At 70.0% G+C, this 26,837-nt stretch carries 20 protein-coding genes; 11 read left to right on the top strand and 9 right to left on the bottom strand.

Features of this window, described 5'->3' with window-relative positions; translation table 11 throughout:
- Positions 1-227: 227 nt before the first annotated feature.
- Entirely contained in the window at positions 228-2,486 is a 2,259-nt protein-coding gene (locus tag RPQ07_RS03145; RefSeq protein ID WP_313942444.1) for a heavy metal translocating P-type ATPase, read from the bottom strand.
- Positions 2,487-2,751: 265 nt separating this feature from the next.
- Between RPQ07_RS03145 and RPQ07_RS03140 the strand changes: the two genes are divergently transcribed.
- Positions 2,752-3,729 carry a hypothetical protein gene (locus RPQ07_RS03140; RefSeq protein WP_313942443.1) on the top strand — a complete coding sequence of 326 codons (978 nt, stop codon included), beginning with the start codon at positions 2,752-2,754 and terminating at the stop codon, positions 3,727-3,729.
- Between the two features lie 88 nt (positions 3,730-3,817).
- On the opposite strand, the gene RPQ07_RS03135 is transcribed toward RPQ07_RS03140, so the two are convergent.
- Positions 3,818-4,534: a TetR/AcrR family transcriptional regulator gene (locus RPQ07_RS03135; RefSeq protein ID WP_313942442.1), complete on the bottom strand. Its 717-nt coding sequence runs from the start codon at positions 4,532-4,534 to the stop codon at positions 3,818-3,820.
- Between the two features lie 175 nt (positions 4,535-4,709).
- On the opposite strand from RPQ07_RS03135, the gene RPQ07_RS03130 reads away from it, so the two are divergent.
- The gene (locus tag RPQ07_RS03130) at positions 4,710-5,933 is read left to right on the top strand and encodes a saccharopine dehydrogenase family protein (protein WP_313942441.1); all 1,224 of its coding nucleotides are present in this window, start codon (positions 4,710-4,712) and stop codon (positions 5,931-5,933) included.
- Between the two features lie 88 nt (positions 5,934-6,021).
- Here the strand turns inward: RPQ07_RS03130 and RPQ07_RS03125 are convergent, their stop codons facing one another.
- The 4 genes from RPQ07_RS03125 to RPQ07_RS03110 all read right to left on the bottom strand — a co-directional run bounded on the left by RPQ07_RS03125 (position 6,022) and on the right by RPQ07_RS03110 (position 13,863).
- Positions 6,022-8,073, bottom strand: a complete 2,052-nt coding sequence (locus RPQ07_RS03125) for a neutral/alkaline ceramidase (protein ID WP_313942440.1) — start codon at positions 8,071-8,073, stop codon at positions 6,022-6,024.
- A 228-nt stretch (positions 8,074-8,301) separates the two neighbouring features.
- A complete protein-coding gene (locus tag RPQ07_RS03120) occupies positions 8,302-8,469 on the bottom strand; it encodes a hypothetical protein (RefSeq protein ID WP_313942438.1) in 168 nt (55 codons plus the stop codon).
- 126 nt (positions 8,470-8,595) lie between these two features.
- The gene (locus tag RPQ07_RS03115; protein WP_313942437.1) at positions 8,596-10,989 is read right to left on the bottom strand and encodes an RICIN domain-containing protein; all 2,394 of its coding nucleotides are present in this window, start codon (positions 10,987-10,989) and stop codon (positions 8,596-8,598) included.
- 135 nt (positions 10,990-11,124) lie between these two features.
- Positions 11,125-13,863, bottom strand: coding sequence for a PA14 domain-containing protein (locus tag RPQ07_RS03110; protein ID WP_313942436.1), 2,739 nt, complete (start codon positions 13,861-13,863; stop codon positions 11,125-11,127).
- A gap of 23 nt (positions 13,864-13,886) precedes the next feature.
- Here RPQ07_RS03110 and RPQ07_RS03105 point away from each other — a divergent pair, with 23 nt between their 5' ends.
- The 5 genes from RPQ07_RS03105 (at position 13,887) to RPQ07_RS03085 (ending at position 19,808) form a co-directional block, all read left to right on the top strand.
- Complete coding sequence (locus tag RPQ07_RS03105; protein ID WP_313942435.1) at positions 13,887-14,918, top strand: LacI family DNA-binding transcriptional regulator; 1,032 nt, start codon at positions 13,887-13,889, stop codon at positions 14,916-14,918.
- Positions 14,919-15,072: 154 nt separating this feature from the next.
- On the top strand, positions 15,073-16,164 hold the full coding sequence (locus tag RPQ07_RS03100) for an ABC transporter substrate-binding protein (RefSeq protein WP_313942434.1): 1,092 nt from the start codon (positions 15,073-15,075) through the stop codon (positions 16,162-16,164).
- A 146-nt stretch (positions 16,165-16,310) separates the two neighbouring features.
- Positions 16,311-17,831, top strand: a complete 1,521-nt coding sequence (locus RPQ07_RS03095; protein WP_313948760.1) for a sugar ABC transporter ATP-binding protein — start codon at positions 16,311-16,313, stop codon at positions 17,829-17,831.
- Positions 17,824-18,789: an ABC transporter permease gene (locus tag RPQ07_RS03090; RefSeq protein WP_313942433.1), complete on the top strand. Its 966-nt coding sequence runs from the start codon at positions 17,824-17,826 to the stop codon at positions 18,787-18,789. The genes RPQ07_RS03095 and RPQ07_RS03090 overlap by 8 nt, the downstream gene beginning before the upstream one ends.
- On the top strand, positions 18,786-19,808 hold the full coding sequence (locus RPQ07_RS03085; protein ID WP_413777695.1) for an ABC transporter permease: 1,023 nt from the start codon (positions 18,786-18,788) through the stop codon (positions 19,806-19,808). The genes RPQ07_RS03090 and RPQ07_RS03085 overlap by 4 nt, the downstream gene beginning before the upstream one ends.
- A 52-nt stretch (positions 19,809-19,860) precedes the next feature.
- Here the strand turns inward: RPQ07_RS03085 and RPQ07_RS03080 are convergent, their stop codons facing one another.
- Complete coding sequence (locus tag RPQ07_RS03080; RefSeq protein WP_313942432.1) at positions 19,861-20,586, bottom strand: SDR family oxidoreductase; 726 nt, start codon at positions 20,584-20,586, stop codon at positions 19,861-19,863.
- A gap of 367 nt (positions 20,587-20,953) precedes the next feature.
- Between RPQ07_RS03080 and RPQ07_RS03075 the strand changes: the two genes are divergently transcribed.
- Complete coding sequence (locus RPQ07_RS03075) at positions 20,954-21,328, top strand: STAS domain-containing protein (RefSeq protein WP_313942431.1); 375 nt, start codon at positions 20,954-20,956, stop codon at positions 21,326-21,328.
- Between the two features lie 166 nt (positions 21,329-21,494).
- On the top strand, positions 21,495-22,079 hold the full coding sequence (locus tag RPQ07_RS03070; protein ID WP_313942430.1) for a GNAT family N-acetyltransferase: 585 nt from the start codon (positions 21,495-21,497) through the stop codon (positions 22,077-22,079).
- A gap of 28 nt (positions 22,080-22,107) precedes the next feature.
- Here the strand turns inward: RPQ07_RS03070 and RPQ07_RS03065 are convergent, their stop codons facing one another.
- Positions 22,108-22,539 carry a response regulator gene (locus RPQ07_RS03065; RefSeq protein ID WP_313942429.1) on the bottom strand — a complete coding sequence of 144 codons (432 nt, stop codon included), beginning with the start codon at positions 22,537-22,539 and terminating at the stop codon, positions 22,108-22,110.
- 197 nt (positions 22,540-22,736) lie between these two features.
- Here RPQ07_RS03065 and RPQ07_RS03060 point away from each other — a divergent pair, with 197 nt between their 5' ends.
- Both RPQ07_RS03060 and RPQ07_RS03055 read left to right on the top strand, forming a co-directional pair.
- Positions 22,737-24,329: a sensor histidine kinase gene (locus RPQ07_RS03060; protein ID WP_313942428.1), complete on the top strand. Its 1,593-nt coding sequence runs from the start codon at positions 22,737-22,739 to the stop codon at positions 24,327-24,329.
- Entirely contained in the window at positions 24,329-25,561 is a 1,233-nt protein-coding gene (locus RPQ07_RS03055; RefSeq protein WP_313942427.1) for a PP2C family protein-serine/threonine phosphatase, read from the top strand. The genes RPQ07_RS03060 and RPQ07_RS03055 overlap by 1 nt, the downstream gene beginning before the upstream one ends.
- An 80-nt stretch (positions 25,562-25,641) precedes the next feature.
- Here RPQ07_RS03055 and RPQ07_RS03050 read toward each other — a convergent pair whose 3' ends face one another.
- Positions 25,642-26,811 (bottom strand): DUF3103 family protein, encoded by a 1,170-nt coding sequence (locus RPQ07_RS03050; RefSeq protein ID WP_313942426.1) that lies wholly within the window; start codon positions 26,809-26,811, stop codon positions 25,642-25,644.
- Positions 26,812-26,837 lie beyond the last annotated feature (26 nt).

The raw sequence follows: 26,837 nt of genomic DNA, 5'->3' as shown, positions 1-26,837 counted from the left end.
GTCCGCCCCTCCCGCGCTCGCCTCACCGTCGCCGCGGCCGGCGGCGAGCCGGCACACGGACCGCCGTGCGCCGGTGCGGACGCAACTCCCCGGAGCATCCCCGGACGGTCCCCGGAGAGCGCCGAGGCGAACTCTTCGCGGCGCAGGGGCGGTCGGCGCGAGCTTATACGGGCAGGGGGTATGGGGGAGGGAGATCGGGTGCGACGGCGATTCCTCGCGGGCCGGCATCACACGGTGGCCCGGAAGCTGCGCAGCCGCAGGCTGTTGCCCACGACGAAGACGGAGGAGAACGCCATCGCCGCGCCCGCGATCATGGGGTTGAGCAGCCCGGCGGCCGCGAGCGGCAGGGCCGCGACGTTGTAGGCAAAGGCCCAGAAGAGGTTGGACCTGATGGTGCCGAGCGTCTTGCGGGACAGCCGGATCGCGTCCGCCGCGGCCCGCAGGTCGCCTCGTACGAGAGTGAGGTCGCCCGCCTCGATGGCGGCGTCGGTACCCGTGCCCATCGCGAGTCCGAGGTCGGCCTGGGCCAGGGCGGCGGCGTCGTTGACGCCGTCACCGATCATGGCCACGGAACGGCCCTCGGACTGAAGCTTCTTGACGACGTCGGCCTTGTCCTCGGGCATGACGTCGGCGATCACCTCGTCGATACCGACCTCGGCCGCGACGGCACGGGCGACCGCGGCGTTGTCGCCGGTGAGCAGGATCGGCGTCAGCCCGAGACCGCGCAGCCGCCGTACGGCTTCGGCGCTGGTGTCCTTGACCGCGTCGGCGACCTCGAGGACCGCGCGTGCCTCCCCGTCCCAGGCGACCGCGATCACCGTCCGCCCGGCGCTCTCGGCATCGCGGGTGGCGCGGGCGAGCCGTGCGGGCAGCTCGATCGCCCACTCCCTCAGCAGCTTTTCACGGCCGACCAGGACCGCGTGGCCCTCCACGATGCCCTGGACGCCCAGCCCGGGGATGTTCGCGAAGTCGTCCGGCACCGGCAGGGCGCCGACACGGTCCGTCGCTCCGGCCGCCACGGCGCGGGCGACGGGGTGTTCGGAGGCGTGCTCGAGTGCGCCGGCCAGTCGCAGCACCTCGGTCTCGTCCGCGCCCTCGGCGACATGGACGGCGAGCAGCGTCATCGTGCCGGTGGTCACCGTGCCGGTCTTGTCGAGGACGACGGTGTCGACGGTGCGGGTCGACTCCAGCACCTCGGGGCCCTTGATGAGGATGCCGAGCTGCGCGCCGCGCCCGGTGCCGACCATGAGCGCGGTCGGTGTGGCCAGTCCCAGGGCGCAGGGGCAGGCGATGATCAGTACGGCGACGGCAGCGGTGAACGCGGCGGTCAGCCCGGCGCCGTTGCCGAGCCAGAACCCGAGCGTGCCGAGCGCGAGGGCGATCACCACGGGGACGAACACCGCTGAGATCCGGTCGGCGAGGCGCTGGGCGGCCGCCTTGCCGTTCTGGGCGTCCTCCACCAGCCGGGCCATTCGCGCCAGTTGGGTGTCGGCGCCGATGCGGGTGGCCTGCACGACGAGACGGCCCGAGGTGTTCAGCGTGGCGCCGGTGACGGTGTCGCCTGCGGAGACGTCCACGGGGACGGACTCACCGGTGAGCATCGACGCGTCGATCGCCGAGGCCCCCTCGACGACCGTGCCGTCCGTGGCGATCTTCTGGCCGGGCCGGACGAGGAACCGGTCGCCGACCGTCAGCTCGGAGATGGGGACGGTCTCCTCCCGGCCGCCACGCAGCACGGTGACATCCTTCGCCCCCAGTTCCATCAGCGCCCTCAGTGCGGCACCCGCCGTGCGCTTGGAGCGCGCCTCGAAGTAGCGGCCGGCGAGGATGAATGCCGTGACGCCCGCCGCCGCTTCGAGGTAGATGTTCCCGGCGCCGTCGCTGCGGCCGATGGTGAGTTCGAAGGGGTGGGTCATCCCCGGTGTGCCGGCGGTGCCGAAGAACAGGGCCCACAGGGACCACAGGAACGCGGCGGAGGTGCCGACCGAGATCAATGTGTCCATGGTGGCCGCGCCGTGCCGGGCATTGGTGAACGCGGCCCGGTGGAAGGGCCAGGCGGCGTAGGTGACGACGGGGGCGGCGAGGGTGAGTGAGAGCCACTGCCAGTACTCGATCTGCAGTGCGGGGATCATCGCCGTCGCGATGACCGGCACGGCGAGCACGACGGCTGTGACCAGTCGCTGCCGCAGTGTCCGCAGCTCGCCGGGTTCCGGCGGTACGTCGCCGTCGTCACCGGTCGCGGGCGCGGTGCGTGGCGGGGCCGGCTCGGTGGCCGTGTATCCGGTGGCCTCGACGGTGGCGATCAGATCGGTGACGTCCAGGTCGCTGTCGTAGACCACCTTGGCCTTCTCGGTGGCGTAGTTGACCGTGGCCCGGACACCGTCCATGCGGTTGAGCTTCTTCTCGATACGGGCCGCGCACGAGGCGCAGGTCATCCCGCCGATGGCGAGTTCGACCTCGGCGGTTTCGGTGACCGTGGTAGTCATCACTGCTCCTCGGGCTGGTGGGTGCACAGGGCGGGGCGCCGGGCCGGCGGACCTGTCCGGCAGGGGCGTCGAGTGGCCCGGCGGCGGGACATGGACTCCTCCTCAACATGCAGCTGATACCCCTAGGGGGTACCCTGAAGGCCTCCAGGTATACCCCCGCCCGGTATTTTTGGCAACAGCTCCCCGATGGCTTGCACATACCCCCGAGGGGTATACGCTCGGCGGTGGCAGCCCCGGCCGGGGGCTCCCCGTAGAAAGGACCGCCATGCATACCGTCGTGAAGATCGCTGGGTTCGGCGCCGCCCTCGTGGCCTCCTTCGGAGCGGCCTACGGCCTCGGCAACGCCGTCGGTCCCCTCACCTCCGAACCCGAGCCCGCCGCTCACTCCCGCCACAGCGGGGACGCCTCCCCGGACCCCGGCGGCGGCTCGGCCGGCACCGCGGCGGGAGGACTCCAGATCTCCGAAGCGGGTTACACCCTCGACCTGAAGACGGCAGGTGTGCGTGCCGGAGAGAAGGACGAACTGCGCTTCGCCATCCGCGACCGGCAGGGCCGTCAGGTCACCGCCTTCCAGCGGGAGCACGACAAGGAACTGCATCTGATCCTCGCCTCACGCGACCTGGCCACCTACCAGCACCTGCACCCGTCGCGAGCCGCCGACGGCACGTGGTCCACCCCGGTCACCCTTCCCGCCGCGGGCTCCTACCGGGTGTTCGCCGACTTCACCCCCGGCGTGAAGGGTGCGAAGAACCTCACCCTCGGCGCCGATCTGCCGGTCGCCGGTCCCTTCAAGGCCGCGAAGATGCCGGACCCTTCGCGGACGGCGACCGTCGACGGCTACACCGTCACCCTGGGCGGCACCCTCCGGCCCGGCAAGGCCGGCCGGCTCACCCTGAACGTCGCGCGCGACGGCCGGCCGGTCACCGACCTCCAGCCCTACCTCGGCGCCTACGGCCACCTCGTCGCGCTGCGCTCCGGCGACCTCGCCTATCTCCACGTCCACCCGAACGGCGAGCCCGGCGACGGCAGGACCCGGCCCGGACCGGGCATCTCGTTCACCGCCACCGCTCCCAGCTCGGGCACCTACCGCCTCTTCCTCGACTTCCGGCACAACGGCACCGTCCGTACCGCGGCCTTCACGGTCGAGGCCGGGGCGGTCGGGGGCACCCCACCACAGGTACCCCCGCCGGCCGAGACGGACGGTCACGCCGAGACCGGTGGGACCGGCGGGCACGGACACTGATCCGGTATCCGAGCAGGGCATCGAGGAGCGCCGGGGAAACCGGCGCTCCTCACGTGGTCATTGCGCGGTCACGTGCACACCGCGCGCATCAGGAGCCCGCGAATCCGGCACGGCCCAGCTGCGCCGCAGCGCTGTCGAGCAGCATTTCCAGCGCGGCGGGGTAGGCGCTGTCGTTCATCCGGGCGACGAGCAGGTGCGCGGTGGCAGCGATATGGGGATGCGTGGCGGCGGGCAGCCGTGCGTACGTGGCCTGCCAGACCTCCTCGTCGGACTCCCGGGCGGTCACCGGCAGAGCCAGCGATGCCGCGTCGAGCGCCGAGAACGCCAGGGCCTGGTCGATGAACGCGTGATAGATCCGCACGGCCCCCGCGTCCGGAAAGCCGGCCGTCCGCAGCACCCCCAGGATCGTCTCGTCGGCCGCCACCTCGTGCGCCCTTCCGCTCACCCGGCTCGCGGTCAGCACCGCGGCCTGCGGATGTCCGAGATACGCGGCGTGGATCCGCAGCCCCAGGTCCCGCAGGTCCGACCGCCAGTCCCCGGTGGCCTTCCAGCCCGCCACGGCCCGCCCCACGAGGACGTCCCCGATGGCCAGGGTCAGATCGTCGATGCCGCGGAAGTAGCGGTACAGCGTGCTCGGATCCGCGCCGAGTGCGATCCCCAGACGGCGGACGGTGAGTCCCGCGCTGCCGTGCTCCCGCAGCATGCGCAGCGCCGTCTCGATGATCACCTGCTCGGACAGCACCGCGCCGTTCTTCGTCGGTCGGCGCCGTCGCCGGGCCTCTTCCGGCACGACGGGCTTGGCCACAGCGCGCTCCTTCGCCACGAGCCGGCACGGCCCACGAAACGGCCGCGTCCTGGCGTGTCGACCTTATGCCAACACCATTGACGTGAATAGTGGCGCACGCGTTGGATCGAATGAAGACAGGCGCCGCAATCTGAAGCAGCGCCCTGCAGGCTGTGCCTGGAAACGGAGATCTGCCATGCGTGTACTGCTCGTGGGGGCCGGCGGGGTCGGTACCGCCATCACCCGGATCGCGGCCCGCCGCTCCTTCTTCGACCACATGGTCGTCGCCGACTACGACCTCGCCCGGGCCGAGTCCGCCGTCGCGGCCCTCGCGCCCGACCAGCGCTTCAGCGCCGAGCGGATCGACGCGAGCGACGAGTCCGCTGTCGCCGCCCTGCTCCGGCGCGCGAACTGCGACGTGCTGCTCAACGCCACCGACCCGCGTTTCGTCATGCCGCTCTTCCAGGCGGCACTGTCCGCCGGAGCGAACTACCTGGACATGGCCATGTCCCTGTCCCGCCCGCACCCGGAGCGCCCGCACGAGCTGTGCGGGGTCAAGCTCGGCGACAGCCAGTTCGAGCGCGCCGAGGACTGGGAGAAGGCGGGCGCACTCGCCCTTGTCGGCATCGGCGTCGAGCCGGGCCTGTCCGATGTGTTCGCCCGGCACGCCGCCGACGAACTCTTCGACGAGATCGAGGAGATCGGCATCCGCGACGGAGCCAACCTCACCGTCGACGGCTACGACTTCGCCCCGTCCTTCAGCATCTGGACGACCATCGAGGAGTGCCTCAACCCGCCGGTCGTCTGGGAGGCCGACCGCGGCTGGTTCACCACCGCCCCTTTCAGCGAGCCCGAGGTCTTCGACTTCCCCGAGGGCATCGGCCCGGTGGAGTGTGTGAACGTCGAGCACGAAGAGGTGCTGCTGGTGCCGCGCTGGGTCGAGGCGCGCCGCGTCACCTTCAAGTACGGCCTCGGCGAGGACTTCATCCACACCCTGCAGACGCTGCATCTGCTGGGCCTCGACCGGACCGACCCCGTGCCGGTGCCCGCTGCGGACGGATCGGGGACCGTTCAGGTCTCCCCGCGGGACGTGGTCGCCGCGTGTCTGCCCGACCCGGCGACGCTGGGGGAGCGGATGCACGGCAAGACCTGCGCCGGCACCTGGGTCAAGGGCACCAAGGACGGCCGCCCGCGCGAGGTCTACCTGTACCACGTCGTCGACAACCAGTGGTCCATGCGGGAGTACGGCTCCCAGGCGGTCGTGTGGCAGACCGCGATCAACCCCGTGGTCGCCCTCGAACTGCTCGCGTCCGGCGCCTGGTCGGGCAGCGGGATCCTCGGTCCCGAGGCGCTGCCGGCCAGGCCCTTCCTCGATCTGCTGACGGAGTACGGCTCGCCCTGGGGCATGCGGGAGCAGTGACCGGACGGTGCCGGTGTGCGGGCCGCGCTCATGCACGGCCCGCACACCGCCCGGTTCGAGGCGTCAGTACACCTTCTCGCTCAGGACGTCAGCCCACCGTGAAGGCCGGCGACACCCCGGTGAACGGCGTGATCCTGCCGAGCAGGTTCTTCGAGTCGCCGAAGTGCACGATGCGATACGTGCCGGGCGCGGCGCCCGCCCCGATGGACCAGGTGATCGTGGCCTTCGACGTGCCGGTCAGACCGTTGATCCGGGTCCAGCGGTACTTCGTCTCCCAGTCGCCGTCGTCCAGGGTGCGCACCCACTGCCCGTTGACGAGCCGTTGCACCTCCAGGAAGGTGCCGCCCCGCCGCAGGTTGTTCTTCGGATGCCCGGTGGCGAAGTCGACGGTCACCGTCTGCCCCCGGGTGTACGACGCGGCAGGCGCGGTGAGGACCGAACCGAACGAGCTGTTCGGCGGCGGGTTGTCGTACACGACGCCGGTCTGGAAGTTGAACTGCCGGGCCGACTCGTCCGGCGGCGCCGTCCCGCGGTCCAGCGGGGTGCCCGCGCGCAGGGACGCCGCCACCCGGGCGAACTCCTGCTGGTACGCGGGCAGGGTGTAGCGCCCGTACAACGTGGAGCCGCCCTCGTACTGCTGGGCGTCGTACTCCTCCGGCGTCGTCACGTACTGGCTGTAGGCGTTGGCGTACCCCTGCAGCAGCACACGGTCGAGCGGCACACCGAGCTGTGCGGCCACCGTGCGGCGCACGCGCAGACCGGACGTGATGGTGAACTCGCCAGGGCCCGCGACGAGATAGAGCTCGCCGATCTTCATGATCTGCAGCGGCAGGATCTTCGGGGTGACCGGGTGGACGTTGCTCAGCAGTCCGGTCGGGACCAGACTCGCCTTCGGGTACTGGCAGGTCGCGAGCCACGACGGCGTGTCGATGTGCAGCGCGTCGATGATGGCGGCGACCGGGGTCCGCATGCCCTCGGTGAAGCCGGGGATCGCCGGACCGTCCTCGACGCTGCCGGCGAGCGTGGACGCCCCCACGACGGCCGGGCAGGTGCGGTGCTCCTGCTGATCCGGGGTGTAGGCGCCGCTCACGGTGACGTTCTCCATGTCGACGTATGTCAGCCGTGAGTCGACACCGCCGGTGACCGGCTTGGCGTTCCGGTAGACCTCGCTGGCCTTGTCGAACTGGCGCTCACCCAGAATGCGGGTGTTCTCGAACTCGTCCTCGGTGGGCCCGGATCCGGGCTTCAGATTGAGGTTCGGAGACATGTCGCCGGCGTTCGTGTTGGGGAACGCGGCGACGAACCCCGGGGAGTTGTCGAGGTAGCGGACGCCCTCGTGGTCGTGCTCCCAGGTGTAGGCGGCATACCCCTTGTTGTCGGGGCTGATGAGCGTGTTCTTGTTGGTGATCGACGTGTTGTGCGTGGCGAACCAGCTGATCGCGCCCGCGTCCTTGTCGCCCTGGCGGAAGCGCAGCACGGTCATGGCCGGGTCGATGCCGCCGGGGAACGCGGCCCGGTCGGAGGCGGGGTTGCGGTCGAAAGCGGTGCGGGAGCGGTTCACGCTGGCATTGGTGAGGGTGCCGGTGCCCAGACTGATCGTGCCCGGCTTCAGATCGTCGTGCGCCTTGGCGACCGACTCGACGATGCCGTCGACGATGGCCCGGTAGGTGCCGCTCTGGAAGCCGAGCACGGAGAGGTTGTACGCGACGTGGTGGGAGTAGCCGCCGGGCCCGGAGTGCGTGTGGGTGGCCGACAGGAGCACGTTCTCTTCGCCGTACAGACTCCCGTAGCGCTCCTTGAGCCGGGCTATGACGCCCTGTTGCACGGACTGGAAGATCATGGCGAGATCGGCGTTGACATACACGACGCGCTTGCCGCTCGCCCGGTCCACGACGACGAACGCGCGGGACCGCTGCCGCTGATGGATGCCGGACGTCTTCTGGTCGAAACTCGAATAACCCATCATCCCGGTCTCGGCGGCCTCGCCGGTGACGTCGGAGATGCCGCGGCCGACGAGGTATTCCCCGTCGAGAGCGGCACCCGAGGCGGGCGAGGGTGCGCCGAGAGTGACCGCTCCCAGGGTCGCGGCGAGTGCCACGACCGGGAGTTTGCGTCGGGAGCGGCGGGGGGTGGGGGGCATGGAACCTCCTGGGGCGGGAGAAAACCTGTCGCCCGGTCCCGGTCGGCGGCTCACCGGCCTGTGGTGGTCCCGGAGCGGTGCCCCGACGGTAGAGGTGTGTGACCTGCGTCGCATAGATCTCTACCAGCCAGTAAGAGCATTCCTCGGCACCGGTCTTCGACCCGTGAGGAGATATCCGCCTCTATGCGGGGCTCCACCCCTCTTGCTCCGCGCGACGCGCGAGGCCCGTCACTCGTTCGCGAGCAGGTCCTCGGCGCCGTCGAGCGACCCGTCCGCGACGATCGGGACGGAGACCGGGAGGCCCAACGGGCCTTCCTGCGTGTCGGCGTGGGCCTGGGGCGACGGGGTGAGCAGGGATGCCACGACACCGGTGACAAGGGAGGCAACAGCGGCCATGCTTCGCTTCTTCATGACGTGGTCAACGTCCGACGACGCGTGACGTCACGGTTCCCGTGGTGAACTCGGCCGTGCGCTCGAACCCGGCGGCCGGTTCGAGCGCCTCGCCGTCGCCTCCGCGCGGGATCAGACGAACCTCCACAGATGGTCCGCCGTCCCGTTGTCGGCGAACTGCACCACCTGCGCGCTGTTGGCCGTCGACATCCGGTCGACGCCCAGCACCTTGCCGCTGTGGCGGTTGCGTACTCGGTACCACCCGTCCCCGTTGTCCACCAGGGTCCACAGGTGGTCCGCGGTGCCGTTGTCCTCGTACTGGACGACCGTGGCACTGTCCGCCGTCGACATTCCGTCCACGCCGAGCACCTTTCCGCTGTGGCCGTTGCGCACGAGGAACCAGCCGTCGCCCCGGTCGACGAGCTGCCACGCGTGGTCGCCGGTGCCGGTGTTGTCGAACTGCACCACCCGGGCGCTGTTCTCGGTGGACATGCCGTCGACCGCCAGAACCTTGCCGCTGTGCTGGTTGACCACGCGCCGGAACGGTGGTTCGGGGCTCCACGCGTGACCGTCCGCCGCCGTGGTCGGGAAGGAGGTGATGCGCAGCCTCGCGGCGCCCATCGGGACGAGCGTGACCGTCTCGGCGGACGCGGTGGAGCGCGCCGGGCTCTGCTGGAGCGGCGCGACGACGTGCTCGTCGTCGGCGATCCACTCCTCGATCCGGCGGGCGCGTGCGGTGATGCCGACCGGACTGGTGGCGTGGGTGAAGGGGTTGGCCGCGAGCGGGCGCCCGGAGCGGTGGAAGACCGGCGGCACGGTCGTGTCCAGGCCGTAGTTCCACGGTGTGGTGGCGTGTACCTCGTACTCGGGGAAGCTGTCGGTGCCCGCGTAGCGCACATACTCCTCGCCGATCCGCAGGGAGTAGGTCAGCGGGCCGTGGCTGACGCTCACCGCACCATGCCCGGCGGACCACGTCCGCACCGCCGTGCGCTGGGGGAGGCGCAGTGTCACCACATCGCCGTCCGACCAGGTGCGCCGGATCTCCGCGAACGCGGGCCCGGCCGGGGCGCCGGCCACACGGCCGTTCACGCGCAGGACGGGGTTGCGGCACCAGCCGGGGATGCGCAGACGGAGCGGGAAGGACACTCGCTCGGGGACGGACAGGGTCAGGGTGACGGTCTCGCCGAAGGGGTAATCGGTGGTCTCGGCGACCGTCACGGTCGTGCCGTCGGCCACCACCGCGCGGACCTCGCACGGTGCGTACATCGCGGCCGCCAGGCCCTTGTCGGGGGTGGCCAGCCACAGTTCCTCGGCGAAGTACGGCCAGCCCATGCCGTAGTTGTGCGGGCAGCAGCGGTACTGGTCGATGCCCGGCTGGAACGACTGCATGGCGAAGCCGTTCTGGAACTGGCCCTGCGTCTTGCGCGCGTTGTCCAGGTCGACGCTGTTGGCGCTCGTGATGTAGTGGACGCCGGTGCCCTGCGGGTCGAGTGAGGCGGGCAGCAGGTTGAACGCCAGGTCCTCGCACCGGTCGGCCCACACGGGGTCTCCGGTGATGCGGGTGAGCAGCTCGTGGCTCGCCATGAACTCGACGATGCCGCAGGTCTCGAACCCCTGGCGGGGATCGCCGAAGCCGGGCCGGTGGTTCTCGTCGCCGGCGATGCCGCCGCCGGGGAACTGGCCGTACTCACCGAGGACACGCTCGTAGGTGCGATAGGCGGCCCGGGTCAGGGCCGGGTCACCGGTGAACTGCGCGTACTGGGCCGGCTCCCGGAACCCCTGGGCGATGTTGACGTTGTGCGGTGTCGGGATCGTGTCGGTCCAGTTCGCGCCATGGGTGTGCATCTTCGCGGCGAGGTCGATCAGGAAGGCCTCGTTCGTACGGCGGTACAGCCACAGCGCGATGTCGAGACCGTCGCCCCAGCGGTAGGAGATCCAGCTGGTGTTGAAGGCGCCGGGGCCCTGGGTGTTCATGTAGCGCAGGAAGCGGGTCAGGAACGGGACGACGCGGGCGTCGCGCATGTGCTCCTCCCACGTCCGCAGCGCCATGAGCAGCGGCAGGAAGGGCCAGAAGTCGGGACCGCCGTTCAGCGAGGTGCGCAGCGCCCGCGGACCGAAGAAGCCGTCGCTCTGCTGGGTGGCGAGGACGGCGTCGATCCATCGGCGGGCCTTGGCAAGGGCCGCTCGGTCTCCGGTGGCCACTGCGAGAGGGACGTAGCCGCGCAGCCAGTACGGGACCTCTTCCCAGCCGCCCCGCTCCGGGTGCACCCATCCGCTGGTGTCGAAGTCGAGGAAGTGGGATCGCTCGTCCAGCCGGCCGGCGAGCCCGTTGAGCTGGAGCCGTAACTGCTCGGCGAGCCAGCCGCGTGCCCGGATGCTGCCGGGCGGAAGTCTGTGGAAGGCGTCGGGCGCGGGCCCGGCGGTGCGGGGGGCGGCCGTGGCGCCGATGGTGAGTGGTCCACAGAGCGCGGTGGCGCCGGCGGTGAGAGCGCCGGCCCGCAGGAAGTGGCGTCGGTCGAGGGGCATGAGGGTGCTCCTGCCGGTGAGTGTCGGGGGATGGCGGCCGTGCGGGCCGGTGAGCATCGGCGAACGGGGGGGGCCGGTGTCAGGGAGCCGGGCGGCCCGCCCGCCTCGTCGGGAGAGGCGGGCGGACCACGCGGATCAGGGGGCCGTGCAGGTGAGCGTGCCGTTCTCGGCGCCCTTGATCAGCGCCTCGTGCGCCGCCTTGAGGCGGCCGACATCGGACTTGACCACCTTGCGGTCGTAGGTGATCAGGCCGTTCAACTCGCCTTCCACATCGGTGATCTGGGTGTACACCGCGCCGTTGCCGCCCTTGCACGCAGCGAGTTGTCCGACCTCGTTCAGCCGATCGATGTACACATCGGTGTACTTGTCCTTCTCGACACCGACATAGGTGTGCTGGACCGGGAAGGAGTGTCCTGGCACAGCGAGGCCGAGACCGCCGTACTCGCCGCTGACCAGGGCCCGTTTCCCGTCGGGAGCGGGCAGCAGTGCGCTGGGATAGCCGTGCGCGTCGGCGATGTCACCGTTGCCGCCGTCGACCGCGCCGCAGCAGTTGACCCCGCTCATGTTGTTGACCAGCCGGGTCGGATCGAGCGACTTGGCGTAGTCGGCGATCCTGGCCTGGTCGTACTGGCCCCAGCCCTCGTTGAACGTGACCCACATGATCACCGAGGGATGGCTGTCGTGCTGCTCGATCATCCGCTTCAGTTCCAGCTCGAACTGGGTACGGGCGGCCCCCTGCGGGGTCCTCGGCATGGACGGCATGTCCTGCCACACCAGCAGACCGAGCTTGTCGGCCCAGTAGAACCAGCGGTCGGGTTCCACCTTGATGTGCTTGCGGACCGAGTTGTAACCCATCGCCTTGTGCATCTTGAGGTCGTACGCGAGCGCCTGGTCCGTCGGCGCGGTATGCAGGCCGTCCGGCCAGAAGCCCTGGTCGAGGGTGGCCATGGAGTAGACGGGCTTGCCGTTGAGCAGGGTGCGCTGCTTGCCGTCGACGGTCGCGACCTCGACGCTGCGCATACCGAAGTAGCTGCCGACGCGGTCCCTGCCGACGGATACCTCGAGCCGGTACAGATGCGGATCGTCCGGCGACCACAGGTGCGGGTCGGGCACCGGGACGGTGAGCGGCTTCCCGGTGGTGCCCCGGGCCCTGCCCACCTCGCGGCGGCCGTCGTAGGCGACCGCGGTGACCGGTACGCCGGCCCTGGTGCCGCGTACCTCGACGGCGACCTTTTCGCCTGTCACATCGGGTGTGGTCTTCACGTCCGTCGCGCGGTCGGCCGCGACCGGCTCCATCCACACAGTCTGCCAGATGCCCGATGAGGAGGTGTAGAAGATGCCGCTCGGGTCGAGCCGCTGCTTGCCCATCGGCGGGTTCTCGCCACCCGCCGCGTCCGTCGGGTCGTAGACGCCGACGACCAGCTCCTGCGGACCACGCCCCTTGAGCGCGTCGGTGACATCCACGCTGAAGCGGTCGTAGCCGCCCTTGTGGTCGGCGAGCTTCTTGCCGTTGACGTAGACGGTGGTCTGCCAGTCGACCGCGTCGAAGTTGAGCTGCAGACGCCTGCCGTCGCCGACCTGCCAGTTCTGCGGCACGGTGAAGGTGCGGCGGTACCACATGCGGTCCTCGTGCCGCTGGATGCCCGAGAGCTGGGACTCCACGGGGTACGGCACCAGGATGCGTTCGCGCAGCTGCTTCCCGAACGGCGGCAGCTCACCGGCCTCCGCACCGGCGAACTGCCACCGGCCGTTGAGGTTCTGCCAGTCCTTGCGGGTCATCTGCGGCCGCGGGTACTCGGGGAGAGCGTTGTCCGGTCCCACCTGCGAGGCCCAGGGTGTTTTCAGCTGGTACGTCGAGTTGATCGGGCCGCTGGTCCAGAACGCCGCGACCGCCTTGCCGTCCGCGCGGGTGAGACCGCCCTGGCCGTCGTAGCGGACATCGGCGGAGCCGCCGTGACCGCCGACCACCGGCTCGTCCAGCGGCACGATCAGCCGCTTCGGGTCGGCCGGGTCGAGCCGGGCCGCACCCCGCGGCCACTCGGTGCCGCCGATCTCGATGCCCAGATGCTCATCGAGCCCGGCCGGGGGAGCGGCGAGGGGCTCGGCGAAGTCGAGGGTGAGGGTGCGGCCGGTCTTCTCGACGGCCACCGCGGTCGGCCCGTCGTAGTCGAAGCCGTCGGGCAGGGTGAAGGCGGACTGGGGCACGGCCTTCTTCTCATCCCCCGGAGGCGTCCAGCGCAGATGGAGGTTGGAGCCGCCGAAGTGCTCGAAGTACTCCACCTTGATGTCGTAGGCGCGGCCGGCGTCGAGCGCGACGGGCTGCGAGTTCTGCTCGCGGTCCCAGTCGTCGACCCAGTGGTCGATGACGAGCGAGCCGTCGATCCACAGCCGGAATCCGTTGTCACCGGTGATCGAGAAGACATGGTCGCCGGTCTTCTCCGGTGTGATCCGGCCGGTCCAGCGGACGCTGGCGTCATCGGCCTGGCCGGTGCGGGCGCGCAGTCGTGGTTCGAGGTCGTTGAAGTCCAGCGACGGATCGACGGCCGTGGTCTTCAGGGTGCCGAAGTCGAAGGCGCCGGGGGCGGACTGGAGGTAGTAATCGCCTTTCAGACCGTGTGCGGCCGCGGGCTCCGCGGCCTCGTCCTGAGCGGCGGCCGGACCGGTCGTGGTGAGCAGAAGGGCGAGTACGCAGAGGAGGGCGAGGGCCCAGCCGTGCAGGCTGCGCCATGGACGAGGGGAGAGTGATCGCACGGAACCTCCGGGAAACGGAGAAGGGGGTGCTGGCTCTGCCGGTTGTCCCCACCATCTTGTATAACGTTGGAAACAAGGGCAGTTGGCATGACAGCACGCCTCCTGCGCCCTGTCCAGGTGCATGACAAGCGGGATGGGAGTGTCGGGTGAGGGTGAGCCTCAAGGACGTCGCCGAGCGGGCCGGTGTGTCGATCAAGACCGTCTCGAACGTCGTGAACAACTATCCGCACGTCACACCGGCCATGCGCACCCGGGTGCAGCAGGCCATCGACGAACTCGGCTACCGCCCCAATCTCACCGCCCGCCACCTGCGCAAAGGACGTACGGGCATCATCGCGCTGGCCGTCCCCGAGCTGGGCAACCCGTACTTCGCCGAGCTCGCCGGAGCGGTCATCGACGCTGCGGCTGAGCACGACTACACGGTGCTCCTCGACCACACCGGGGGCAGCCGGGAGCAGGAGATCCTCGTCTGCCAGGGCTTCAGGTCCCGGGTGATCGACGGGCTGATCCTGAGTCCTCTCGAACTGGAGACGGAGGACCTCGCCGCGCGGGCGGACGACATCCCGATGGTGCTGCTCGGCGAGCGGCGCTACGACCTGCCGTACGACCACATCGCCATCGACAACATCGCCGCGGCGCGGGCCGCCGTGCGTCATCTGCTCGACCTCGGCCGTCGTCGTATCGCCTTCCTCGGCGCCCGCCAGGACCGCGTCCATCAACCCGCTCACCTGCGCCATCTCGGCTGGCAGGCGGAGCTGGCCGCCCAGGGGGTGCCGATCGACGAGGCTCTGGTGGTGCACAGCCGGGGCTGGGGCCGTGAGGACGGCGCCGTCGCGATGGCGCATCTGCTCGACTCGGGAGTGGTGCCCGACGCGGTCTTCGCGTACAACGACCTGGTCGCCGTCGGTGCGATGCGGGTGATGTACGAACGCGGGCTGCGGGTGCCCGAGGACATCGCCGTCGTCGGCTTCGACGATGTGACCGAATCCCGGTTCGGAGCAGTGTCGTTGACCACGATCGCTCCGGACAAACAGGCGATCGCACGGCTCGCTGTCGAGTCCCTGGCGAGCCGGCTCGACCGGGACCAGGACGGCGCCGTGACGCGGACCCCGCGCGAACTCCAGCCGGGGTTCGCCCTGGTGGAACGCGAGAGCACGCTGGGGCGCACCACTGTCTGATGCTCCGTCAACTCCGTGGCCTGCGTGGTCTTCTGCGCGGCCGCGTCGGACACCAGTTGCTGCGCGGGGTGTTTACAGCGCCCTTCCAACGATGTAAAACCATCCCGGATGTGGTCCACCACCCGGCCCTCGGCGCCTTGAGATGGGGAGTCCCATGAAGCCGCACGCCCGCCTCACGATCACCAAGAGCCTTCTCTCCGTCGGCCTCGTCGCCACCCTCGCGCTGTCCACGGGCTGCGCCAAGTCCGAGGACGACCCGGCCGACAGCAAGGACTCCGCTTCCGGTGCGACACAGGACAGCGGCCAGAAGATCGCCGAGAACACCACCGGCGAGAAGTGCGGCATCGACGCTTACGGCGGCAAGAAGCTCGACCTCAAGGGCGCGACCGTCGGCTTCTCGCAGTCCGAGAAGGAAGCCAATCCGTTCCGCATCGCGGAGACGGCGTCCATCAAGGCCGAGGCCGGCAAGCGATCCGTCAAACTCCTCACGGCCAACGCCCAGTCGCAGTTCTCCAAGCAGATCAGCGACGTCCAGGACCTGATCGCCAAGGGTGCCGACCTGCTGGTCATCGCCCCGCTGAACTCCGACGGCTGGGGACCCGTGCTCCAGCAGGCGAGTGCCAAGAAGATCCCGATCGTCACCATCGACCGCAAGATCAACGCCGAGCCCTGCAAGGACTACATCAGCTTCATCGGCTCCGACTTCACCGAGCAGGGCAAGCGCGCCGCGGACCGGATGATCGAGGCCACCGGCGGCAAGGGGGAGATAGCCATCCTCCTCGGCGCTCCCGGCAACAACGTCACCACCGAACGCACCAAGGGCTTCAAGGACCGGGTGGCGGAGAAGGCCCCGGACCTGAAGGTCGTCTTTGAGCAGACCGGTGAATTCGCCCGCGAGAAGGGCCAGTCGGTCACCGAACAGCTCATTCAGTCCAAGCCCGGCATCACCGGGATCTACGCCGAGAACGACGAGATGGGCCTCGGCGCGGTGAACGCCCTCAAGGGCGCGGGGAAGAAGGCCGGAACCGTCAAGATCGTCACCATCGACGGAACACGCAACGCCGTCCAGGGCATCGTCGACGGCTGGATCCACAGTGTCGTCGAGTCCAACCCCCGCTTCGGCCCGCTGGCCTTCCAGACCCTCGACAGCTTCACCAAGGGCGAAGAGGTCGGCGAGAACATCGTGATCCAGGACAGCGAATACACCCAGGGCAATGCCAAGGGCGACCTCGGCAAGGCGTACTGAACGTGACCGCGGAGGACTCCCGGGACGGGACCGGACAGGGAGCCCGGGGTGAAACCGTGCACGAGAGCGCGGCACGGAAGGAACCCCGGGCCGGGGCCGGACAGAAACCCCCGGTCGATCCGGCCACCGGCGGAGCACGGGGCGTCCTGGAGGTCCGGGGCCTGACCAAGCGCTTCCCCGGCGTCGTGGCACTCGACGACGTGACCTTCGCGGCCCGCGCGGGGGAGGTGCACGCACTCGTCGGGGAGAACGGCGCCGGCAAGTCCACGCTCATCAAGGTCCTCACCGGGGTCCACCACCCCGACGAGGGCGACCTCGCCCACCTGGGCGAACCGGTGTCCTTCGCGACACCGCTCGCAGCCCAGCACGCGGGCATCTCGACCATCTACCAGGAGGTCAACCTCATCCCGCTGATGAGTGTGGCCCGCAACCTCTGTCTCGGCCGCGAGCCCCGCACCCGGTTCGGCCTGATCGACTTCGGGCGCATGCACCGTGAGGCCGACCGGACCCTGCGCGAGTACGGCGTACACGTCGACGTCCGCAGGCCGTTGCGCGAACTCGGCGTCGGAGCACAGCAGATGGTCGCGCTCGCCCGGGCCGTCTCGGTGGACGCTCGCGTGGTCATCATGGACGAGCCCACCTCCTCACTGGAGCCACGGGAGGTCGAGACCCTCTTCGGCGTCATCCGCAGGCTGCGCGACCAGGGCATCGCGGTCGTCTACGTCAGCCACCGCCTGGAGGAGCTGTACGCGGTGTGCGACGCGGTCACCGTCCTGCGCGACGGCCGCGTCGTCCACACCGGACCTCTCGCCGAGACCGACCGTCTCACCCTCGTCTCCCTGATGCTGGGCCGGCCGCTCGGCGAGGTGCGCGCGGAGGGTGTCACCAAGTTCTCCGGCGCCCACGACACCGGGCAGGAACCCGTTCTGTTCGCCGAGGGCCTCACCCGGCGCCACCAGCTCCACGACATCTCCCTGCGCATACGCCCCGGCGAGGTGCTGGGCCTCGGCGGGCTCCTCGGCTCGGGCCGCAGCGAGACGGCGAAGGCCATCGCCGGGGCGCTCCCGCTCGGTTCGGGCCGGATCACGGTGGCCGGCACCGCGCTGCGCACCGGTTCGACACCCGCCGCGATCCGGGCGGGCATCAGCCTGCTCCCCGAGGACCGCAAGGCGGAAGGCATCGTGCCCGGCCTGTCGGTCCGGGAGAACATCGCGCTCGCGGCACTGCCGCGCCTGTCGCGTTTCGGCCTCGTCTCCGACACTCGCATCGACGCCGTCGTGGACACCTTCATGAAGCGGCTGCGCATCAAGGCGTCCGGACCGCACCAGAAGGTCGGCGAACTCTCCGGCGGCAACCAGCAGAAGGTGCTCCTGGCGCGCTGGCTCGCCATGCATCCCAAGGTGCTGCTGCTGGACGAACCCACCCGCGGAATCGACATCGGCGCCAAGGCCGAGGTCCAGAAGCTCATCGACGAACTCGCCGAGGACGGACTGGGGGTCCTGCTCATCTCCTCCGACGTCGAGGAGCTGATCGAGGGCTCCGACCGGGTGGTGGTGCTCAGGGACGGCGCCGTCGTCGGCGAACTGTCCGGAGACGACGTCACCGAGGACCGGTTGATGCAGGCGATCGCCGCGGCGGCCGAGGAGGAGGCGGTCACGCATGGCTGACGTGGCGCTGCGCAAGGAGGCCCCGGCGGACCGCGCCGTACTGCTGCGCCGACTTCAGGAGTACGGCGTCTACGGCGGCCTGGTCGTGCTGCTGGTGTTCAACATCGCCTTCACCGACAACTTCCTGTCCGCCGAGAACTTTCGCACCCAGGCCGTCCAGGTCTCCCCGATCCTCATCGTCGCCCTCGGGATGGCCCTCGCCATCGGGACCGAAGGGGTCGATCTGTCGGTCGGGTCCGTGATGGCCCTGTCGACCTCGCTGCTGGCGCTCTACCTCGGCTACGGTCCCTGGCTCGCCCTGCTCGTGGTCCTCATCGGCGGCGCGGCTGTCGGTCTCCTCAACGGCTCGCTCATCGCGTTCGTCGGGGTCCAGCCCATCGTGGCCACGCTGGCCCTGATGGTGGGCGTACGGGGACTCGCACTCGTCCTGCTCCCGCAGCTCAAGGACGTGCGCAATCCCGGTATGGCCTCGCTGGGCTCGGGCGACATCGCGGGCATCCCGTACGTCGTGCTCATCGCCGTCGCGCTGGCCCTCGTCGTCGGATTCACCGTCCGCCGCACCACCTTCGGGCGGCAGCTGCTGGCGATCGGCGACAGCCGTCCCGCGGCCCAGCTCGCCGGCCTCCCCGTACGCCGGGTGCTCGTCCTCGTGTACATCTGCTGCGGCATGCTCGCGGCGGTCGCCGGCTTCCTCGCGACCGCCCGGCTCCAGGCCAGCGACCCGACCTCGCTCGGCAACCTCATGGAACTGTCCGCCATCACCGCCGTGGTGGTCGGCGGCACTCCACTGTCCGGCGGCCGGGTGCGGATCGCCGGCACGGTCGCCGGAGCGGTGCTCATCCAGCTGCTCACGGCGACCCTCATCAAGCACGATCTGCCGCCGTCCTGGACGCAGATCGCCCAGGGCGCGGTGATCGTCCTCGCCGTCTACGCGGCACGGGAAAGGGGAAAGCGGTGACCGTCATGAAGGAGCAGCCCGCCCCCCTCGCGACGACGACGGACCAGGACTCGCCGGGAAGCGGCCGCGGCGAGCGGCTCAGTGCCCTCGCCCAGCAGCACGGCGCGCTGGTGGCACTCGTGGTGCTCGCCGTCGTCGCCTCGTTCTCCTTCGACTCCTTCGCCACCGGCGACAACGTGGAGAACATGGCGGTCTCCTCGGCCTTCCTTGCCGTCGTGGCGCTCGGAATGACCTTCGTCATCATCACGGGCGGCATCGATCTGTCGGTCGGCTCGGTCTTCGTGCTCGGGGGAGTGCTGGCCGCCTGGGGATCGCGGTACGGGACCGTCGTCGCGATCCTGCTCCCGCTCACCGTCTGCGGACTCGTCGGCCTCGTCAACGGGCTGCTCATCGCGAAGGCGCGGCTCGCGCCGTTCATCGTGACGCTGGCGACCATGCTCGCCGCCCGCGGAGTGATGCTGAACATCACCGACGAGGGCGGAACGACCTATCTCGTCGACAAGGACGCCTTCTTCGCGCAGCTCGGCCAGGGCAAGGTGCTGGGCATCGGAACGCCCGTGTGGATCACGGCCGTGCTCTTCGTGGTCGGGGCGGTCGCCCTGCGCCGCAGCCGCTTCGGTCAGCACGTCTACGCCGTCGGGGGCAACGAGGACGCGGCGGCGCTGATGGGCACGCCCGTCGCCCGTACGAAGATCATCGTCTACGCGCTCTCCGGGGTGCTGGCCGGGCTGGCGGGTGTTCTCAACGCGGCCTGGCTCACCTCCGGCGTGACCATCCTCGGCATCGGGATGGAACTGGACGCGATCGCCGCTGTCGTCATCGGCGGGACGCTGCTGTCCGGAGGTATGGGCTTCGTCAGCGGCTCACTGGTGGGTGTCCTGCTGCTCAAGGTAATCCAGAACATCATCAACCAGATCGGCTCGCTCGACTCGGCGTACCAGCAGGTGGCCAGCGGGGCGTTCCTGGTCGTGGTGATCATCGCGCAGACCTGGCTGGGGCGCCGTCGACGGGTGCTCTGACCGGCGGGCCGGATGCCTCGTCGAAGCATCACAGCCGGTTACCCGGAGCCCGTCACATTCCGCCGGCGACCCGCATGATCGTCCCCGTCGCGAAGGAGGCATCACCGGAGAGCAGCCACGACACGGCGCCCGCGATCTCCTCGGGCTGCCCGGCCCGGCCCATGGGGATGGTGTCGGCCATCTTCCCGGGGCGCTGCGGGTCCGCGTGGAAGTCGGTCCAGATGACGCCCGGAGCAACGCAGTTGACCCGGATCCCGTCGGCTGCCACCTCCTTGGACAGACCGACGGTCATGGTGTCGACGGCGGCCTTGGCGGCGGCGTAGTGCACGTACTGGCCGGGGCTGCCGAGCGTCGCCGCGGCCGAGGAGACGTTGACGACGGCGCCTCCGCCGGACCGCGTCATGTCGCGCACGGCACGGCGGGCGCACAACAGATACCCGAGGACGTTGACTTCGAGGGCGCGCCGCATGCCGTCCGCGTCCGCCTCGGCGAGCGGACCGTTGGGCCCGCTGACGCCGGCGTTGTTGACCAGTCCGGTCACCGTGCCGAGCTCGGCCGCGGCGTCGAAGAGCCGGTCGACATCGCCCTCGTCGGAGGTGTCCACCCGCACGGCGAGCGAGCGCCGGCCGTTCTCGCGGACGGTGGTGGCGACGGCCTCGGCGGCGGTGGCGTCGGAGGCGTAGCCCACGACGACGTCGTGGCCGTCCGCGGCGAGCCGTGCGCAGATCGCGGCGCCGATGCCACGGCTGCCTCCGGTCACGATGGTGAGATTGCGCACGGAAACCTCGGGCTCTCTGTCCGGTGACGGCGACACGGTCACCCTACGACAGCGGCGGGGAGGTACTCCGGCCGCCGGTGGAGACGGTGGGCGGGCCCCTCCGCGCGTCGCTCCCAACCTGCCTTGACCAGGCGGAAGGTGACCGCGCGTGAGGCGCGCGGGAGGGGGAGGGGTGGCGCCGGCCGTCCTCGCTGTGCCACGCTGGCAGGAAGAAGAGGCTGTGTCCGGTTCTTTGGCCAAGAGGTTCTGGGGACAGGGGTCTCCGAACGTTGCCCCCTTCACGGGCATTCGGCCCCCTCCATCGCTGACCGGTTCGCGACATCTCCGGCAGCCGTGGGCTTCCGACCCCGCAAGGGGGACCGCCCCAATGAAGACCACCACCACGATCAGCGGCACCACCGCGACCATCACGTTCCACACGGACATCGACTTCGAGTCGTTGCCCGAGATCGAGGCGGCAGTGACCCTGCCGGCCACGGTGACGGACGTGACCTGGAACCTGGAGAACACCCCCTTCATGGATGTCACCGGCCTCCGTCTGCTCCAGGAGCAGCGCGACGCCGCCCGTGCGCGGAAGGGCTCTCTCACCGTCACGGGTCTGCACAGCCAGCCGCAGCGTCTGCTGCAGACGGCCGCCGAACTGTTCCCCGCGATGGACTGGGACCAGTTCCTTCCCCGCCCCACGCTTTTCCCCGCCCCTTGCCTGTCGGCCCGGGGATCGGGAGTGGTCGGCATTTCCTGAACGCATTCGCGGGCCGGATTCACCAGCGCCTTATCGCGCGGCACGTACGTATTCGATTGCCGTGATCCGGCCCCCATGCGAAGCGACGCGGTGACCTGCATTCCTGCAAACCCGCCGTGCCGTTGCGCTGCCCGTTCATGAAATGGGCCGGTGCTAATGTGGCGGCATGTCTGAGTCCGAGCACCGCGTCGTTGTCGAAGGCTCCCGGATTCTTACGCCGCGGCTCATTCTGCGGCCCTGGGAGCGGGAGGACGCCGAGCCGGCCCTGTCGGTCTACGGTTCCGACGACGTGGCCCGCTGGCTGGCACCGGCCGTGGAGCGCGTGGCGGACGCGCAGACCATGCGGGCGCTCATCGATCACTGGATCGCCGACTCCGAGACCCGCGAGCAGCCACAGGGGCGCTGGGCCGTCGTCCTTCGGGAGACCGGTGAATTGGTCGGGGGAGCGGCACTGTTGCCTCTGCCCCCGTACGACGTCGACCTGGAGATCGCCTGGCAGCTGGCGCCGGACGCATGGGGCAAGGGACTGGCGGCCGAGGCCGGCCACGCCGTCGCCCACCACGCGTTCGCGTCGGGGATCGACGAGCTGTTCGCGGTCGTACGGCCCAATAACGCGCGGGGTGCCGCGACCGCCCGGCGCGTCGGGATGGCCTGGGTCGGCGAGACCGAGAAGTACTACGACCTCCGGCTCCAGGTGTACCGCCTGCGCAAGGCCGATCTGGACGCACCGACCCAGCCCTACGGGATCTGACCCCGCCCCTGAGGGGCCGGGGGCCCTGCTATTCCCGGGGGAGCTTCGTCGCGGTGTCGAGGTAGAACGCGTCGATACTCTGCACGGCCCGGTTGAAGTCGTCGAGATTGACCGGCTTCGTCACATACGCATTGGCGTGGCTCTGGTAGGCGCCCGTGACGTCGTCGGGGGCGGCCGACGTGGTCAGGACGACGACCGGGATCGTGCGCAGGGCCTGGTCCTCCTTGATGATGGCGAGCAGTTCCCGGCCGTTCATGCGAGGCATGTTGAGATCGAGCACGATCAGATCGGGCTTCGGGTTCTCGGAATTGCGCAGGTAGTCCAGCGCGGCCATGCCGTCCTCGACCTGGGTGAGGTTGCGGGCACCGCGTTCGGAGAGAGCGTCCCCGATGAGCATGGCGTCGGCGAGGTCGTCCTCGACCAGCAGCACGTCGTAAGGGCGTGCGGTGGCGGTCATCATCATCGGCTCCGGTGCGGTCGGTGGGTGGTGCTCGGGGCGGTGGCGAGTGTTCGCCGTAACCGGTTCCCGCCTGCGGCAGCAGGCAACCTCACCTTAGGCGGGCGGCACAGCGGAGAACAACAACAGTTGTCGTACAGCAGCTAAAGTGGCGCCTGCCGCGGGGGCTCGGACAGCGGCCAAGCGGAGGGCAGAACAGCGTGGTGACAGAGCAAACCGGGGACAGACCCGGCGGGGGCCGCGGGTGGGCGACCTGGACCACCCGGCGGTGGCTGCGGGTGGGTGTGGGAGCGGCCCTGGCGGTGCTGGCGGTGCTCGGAACCATCGGGATATGGACGATGGGCCGTACCTCGGACCTCACCCATCAGCTGGTCGACATCCGCTCGCCCGCGCTGATCAACTCCGTGCGGCTGGAAGCGGCGCTCCTCAACCAGGAGACAGGCGTACGCGGTTACGGACTGGCCGGCAATCAGCAGTTCCTCGGTCCGTACACGAAGGGCCTGGCCGACGAGAAGGCGGCCCGGGACCGACTGCATCCGCTGGTCCGCGGCGACGAACGCGCGCAGGCCGACCTGGACACGGTGCTGGTGCAGGTGGAGAAGTGGCAGGAGCGGATCACCCGCCCGATCGCGGCCGCAGCCTCCGGTCCCGCTGTGACACTCGCCACCCAGCGGGCCGAGGAGGGCAAGACCACGTTCGACGCTCTTCGACAGGCGATGAGCCGGCAGCAGGACTACCTCCAGGACGCGCGGACCGCGGCCGGCTCCGACCTCGACCGGGCGACCGAACTGCGCAACGGTGTGTTCATCGCGATCGGCCTGGTGATCCTGGTGCTGGCCGGGCTGGTCTTCGAAGGGCTGCGGCGGGGCATCACCGACCCGCTGGCACGGCTCGGCAGGGACGTACGGCTCGTCACCGAAGGCAGGTTCGATCACGCCATCACCGCGACCGGGCCCGCCGACCTTCGCCGGCTGGCCGAAGACGTGGAAGCGATGCGGCAACGCCTGTCGGACGAGCTCGGCCTCGCCGAGGAGTCACGGCGGTTGCTGGACGAGCAGGCGGCCGACCTGCGGCGCTCCAACGCCGAACTGGAACAGTTCGCCTACGTCGCCTCGCACGACCTCCAGGAGCCGCTGCGGAAGGTGTCGAGTTTCACTCAGCTCCTGCAGCGCCGGTACGCCGGGCAACTGGACGACCGGGCGGACCAGTACATCGGCTTCGCCGTCGACGGCGCCAACCGCATGCAGCGGCTCATCAACGATCTGCTGGCGTTCTCCCGCGTCGGGCGCATCCACAACCAGCAGGACGTCGTCGAACTGGACACGATCGCCGACCGCACCGTGGAGGCACTGAGCGTCGCCATCGAGGAGTCCGGGGCGGAGATCACCCGCGATCCGCTGCCCACGGTCGTGGGGGATGCCACGCAGCTGGGCATGCTGTGGCAGAACCTGATCGCCAACGCGGTGAAATTCCGTAGCCCCGAGCGGAAACCGCGCATTCACGTCGAGGCGGAGCGCGACGGCGATCTGTGGAGATTCGCGGTCACCGACAACGGTATCGGTATCAGCCCGGAGTTCGCGGACAAGGTCTTCGTCATCTTCCAGCGTCTGCATACCAAGGACGCCTATCCCGGCAGTGGTATCGGCCTTGCCATGTGCAAGAAGATCGTGGAATTCCACGGCGGCACCATTGCCATCGACACCACGCACAGCAAGGGGACGCGGATCCTCTTCACTCTTCCTGTCCACACACCCGTCGAGGGCGACGACACCACCGGAGAACCGAGACCGTGATGCCAGCCGGCTCGCCCGATCCCCACTACCGCATCCTGCTCGTCGAGGACGACGCGGGAGACGCGGTACTCGTGCGCGAATACCTCGCCGACACCGAGCTCGCGTACACACTCCTGTGGCACAAGACGCTGAGTGAGGCGCGGACCGAGCTGGAGGGCCGGGCGGTCGACTGCGTCCTGCTGGATCTGCATCTGCCGGACGCGGTGGGGCTGAGCGGTGTGTCGGCGATCCTGGAGGCGGCGCCGGAGGCGGCCGTCATCGTCCTGACCGGTCTGGCCGAGTCGCAGGCCGGCGCCGACGCGCTGGCGGCGGGCGCCCAGGACTATCTGGTCAAGGACAAGGTCGAGCCCGAGCTGTTGCAGCGAGCAGTGCGCTACGCCGTACAGCGAAAGCAGACCGAACGCGCCGGTGCCGACCTCCAGGCCGGACATCTGCGCGCGCAGGAGAACGCCCGGCTGGAGCGCGGCCTGCTCCCGCAGCCCATGCTCGGCATCGCCGGGACCCCCGTCGTCACGGCGACCAGCCGCTATCTGCCAGGCCGTGAACGCGCCCTGCTGGGCGGCGACTTCCTCGATGTCGTCGAGACCGACGACGGACTCGTGCACGCGGTCATCGGCGATGTCAGCGGTCACGGTCCCGACGCGGCCGCTCTGGGGGTCTGCCTGCGCATCACCTGGCGCGCGCTGGTCCTGGGCGGCCACGGGGGCCACGAACTGCTGCGTCTGCTCGAACGGATGCTGGTGGCCGAACGCGCCCAGACGGACATGTTCGCGACCTGCTCGCTGGTCACCCTCGACCTGTCCGCGAGCACGGCCACGATCCACCTCGCGGGCCACCACGAACCGCTGCTCACGGATTCCGGCGCGACCAGGGAGGTCGTGGCCCAGCACGGGATCGGCCTGGGCATCGCACCCGGAGTCGAACACTGGCCCCCGACCACCCTGCGGCTTCCCCGGGTGGGCACCCTGACCCTGTACACCGACGGCCTGTTCGAAGGGCATGCGGGCGAGGGCGGCGACCGACTCGGTCCGGACGGGCTCCTGGCGCTCATCAACCGCCTGTCCTCGGACGACCCGGACAGTCATCTCGACCGGCTGATCGCCGCTGTCAGCGAGCTCAACGCCGGGCGCCACACGGACGACCTGGCCATCCTCCGCCTCGACTGGGCGACCGCACGGGTCGGCGCGCAGCCGGGGCCGCCGACGCTGCCGGGCGGTACCACGAGCATGTGACGCGGTCGCAGGACCGGCCGAAGGAGCCCCGGTCCGTCCCCCCCCGAAGAGGGCGGGCGGATCGGAGCGACCGACTGACGCTAGAAGCCGGAGACCCAGTAGGGCTCCAACGTCATCGAGCCGTTGCCCCGAGCCCCGCCGGACGAGCCGGACAGCGACTGGGCGAGTGTGTACCAGGAGTCCACGTAGTCCGGATCGTCGGTCCACCAGTCGTCGGGCATGGCGTCCAGGACGGCGTTGACCAGGGGAATGTACGCGCCCAGGTCGGCGATGGTGAGCAGGACACCGGCGATGGCCGTCGCGAGGGCCCGGTAGTTGGTACTGCCGTCCTCCTCCATCATCACCACGTCGGCGAGGTTGTACTTGTAGGACGACCAGTTGACCAGGATCTGGTTGGGGCTGTAGGTCTTCCCGTCCTCGTCGAGGTACGGCATGTCGACCGGGTCGACGCGCACCTTGCCGTCGAGGCCGAATCCGGTCACCAGGGAGTAGATCTCGGCGTCACCCTTGACCCACGGCTCCTCGTCGTCGGACAGCCGGACCGAGGAGATGCGGCTGGTCCAGAATCCGTTCGCGGTGGCGGCTGCCGGAGCTGTCGCCGGGCCGGTGAGGCCATGGGCGGCGAACTGCTCGCGCAGGACGGCCATGCCCGCGGCCACGGCCTTGTCACCGTCGAGGTCGATCACATAAACGGGGCGTTCGGGGATCTTCCGCATGTCCAGCAGGTGGGTGCGGCCGCGGCTGTCGTAGGCCGTGACGGCGGTGGTGTCGTCGTCGGAGGGCGCGGCGGCCACCAGGGGCTCGGCTCCTGCCCCGAGCGCCCGGCGCATGGAGCTGTCGCCGAGGCGCAGTTGCAGGAGCGAGCCCGTACCGGCGCGGAGTCCCTTGGCCCGGGCGAGGTCGCGGTCGGCATCGGCGATGGCGGACTTCAGGCTCTCGGCGGCAGGTGAGCCGGGCTTGTCGACGAGCGAGCCGAGCGTCACCGCGGGGGAGGCGAGGGCGGCGTTTCGTATCTCGGTTCGCCAGGCCGGCCGGCCGAGGGACGCGGCGAGCGTTCGGGCCGTACGGTCCTCGATGCCGGCGACGGCGTGGGCGCGTATGCCGTCCGCCGGGTGTGCGGAGGAGGGGGCCTCCGCGGAGGAGGTTGGGGCGGTTGCCGCGGCCGAGGTGGCCGGGACGGCGAGGAGGCTGAGAGCGGAGAGGGCGGCACACACGACGGTCGTTCTGTACCGGTACCGGTGCTTGGTCACGCGAGTCTCCTGTGAGGTGGGGGGTG

Origin of the sequence: Streptomyces sp. AM8-1-1 (assembly GCF_032229325.1) — a bacterium.
GTDB classification, from domain to species: Bacteria; Actinomycetota; Actinomycetes; order Streptomycetales; family Streptomycetaceae; genus Streptomyces; species Streptomyces achmelvichensis.
Note: the sequence above shows the minus strand (reverse complement) of the source record. Positions and strands in the feature narration are given on the sequence as shown.

Excerpts from the sequence above, each read along its gene's own strand:
- RPQ07_RS03125 (WP_313942440.1), bottom strand. The coding sequence starts at position 8,073 with ATGCCCCCCACCCCCCGCCGCTCCCGACGCAAACTCCCGGTCGTGGCA.
- RPQ07_RS03075 (WP_313942431.1), top strand. The coding sequence starts at position 20,954 with ATGAAGACCACCACCACGATCAGCGGCACCACCGCGACCATCACGTTC.
- RPQ07_RS03130 (WP_313942441.1), top strand. The coding sequence starts at position 4,710 with ATGCGTGTACTGCTCGTGGGGGCCGGCGGGGTCGGTACCGCCATCACC.
- RPQ07_RS03140 (WP_313942443.1), top strand. The coding sequence starts at position 2,752 with ATGCATACCGTCGTGAAGATCGCTGGGTTCGGCGCCGCCCTCGTGGCC.
- RPQ07_RS03065 (WP_313942429.1), bottom strand. The coding sequence starts at position 22,539 with ATGATGACCGCCACCGCACGCCCTTACGACGTGCTGCTGGTCGAGGAC.
- RPQ07_RS03110 (WP_313942436.1), bottom strand. The coding sequence starts at position 13,863 with ATGCACCTGGACAGGGCGCAGGAGGCGTGCTGTCATGCCAACTGCCCT.
- RPQ07_RS03120 (WP_313942438.1), bottom strand. The coding sequence starts at position 8,469 with ATGGCCGCTGTTGCCTCCCTTGTCACCGGTGTCGTGGCATCCCTGCTC.
- RPQ07_RS03070 (WP_313942430.1), top strand. The coding sequence starts at position 21,495 with ATGTCTGAGTCCGAGCACCGCGTCGTTGTCGAAGGCTCCCGGATTCTT.
- RPQ07_RS03145 (WP_313942444.1), bottom strand. The coding sequence starts at position 2,486 with ATGACTACCACGGTCACCGAAACCGCCGAGGTCGAACTCGCCATCGGC.
- RPQ07_RS03115 (WP_313942437.1), bottom strand. The coding sequence starts at position 10,989 with ATGCCCCTCGACCGACGCCACTTCCTGCGGGCCGGCGCTCTCACCGCC.
- RPQ07_RS03090 (WP_313942433.1), top strand. The coding sequence starts at position 17,824 with ATGGCTGACGTGGCGCTGCGCAAGGAGGCCCCGGCGGACCGCGCCGTA.
- RPQ07_RS03055 (WP_313942427.1), top strand. The coding sequence starts at position 24,329 with ATGCCAGCCGGCTCGCCCGATCCCCACTACCGCATCCTGCTCGTCGAG.
- RPQ07_RS03100 (WP_313942434.1), top strand. The coding sequence starts at position 15,073 with ATGAAGCCGCACGCCCGCCTCACGATCACCAAGAGCCTTCTCTCCGTC.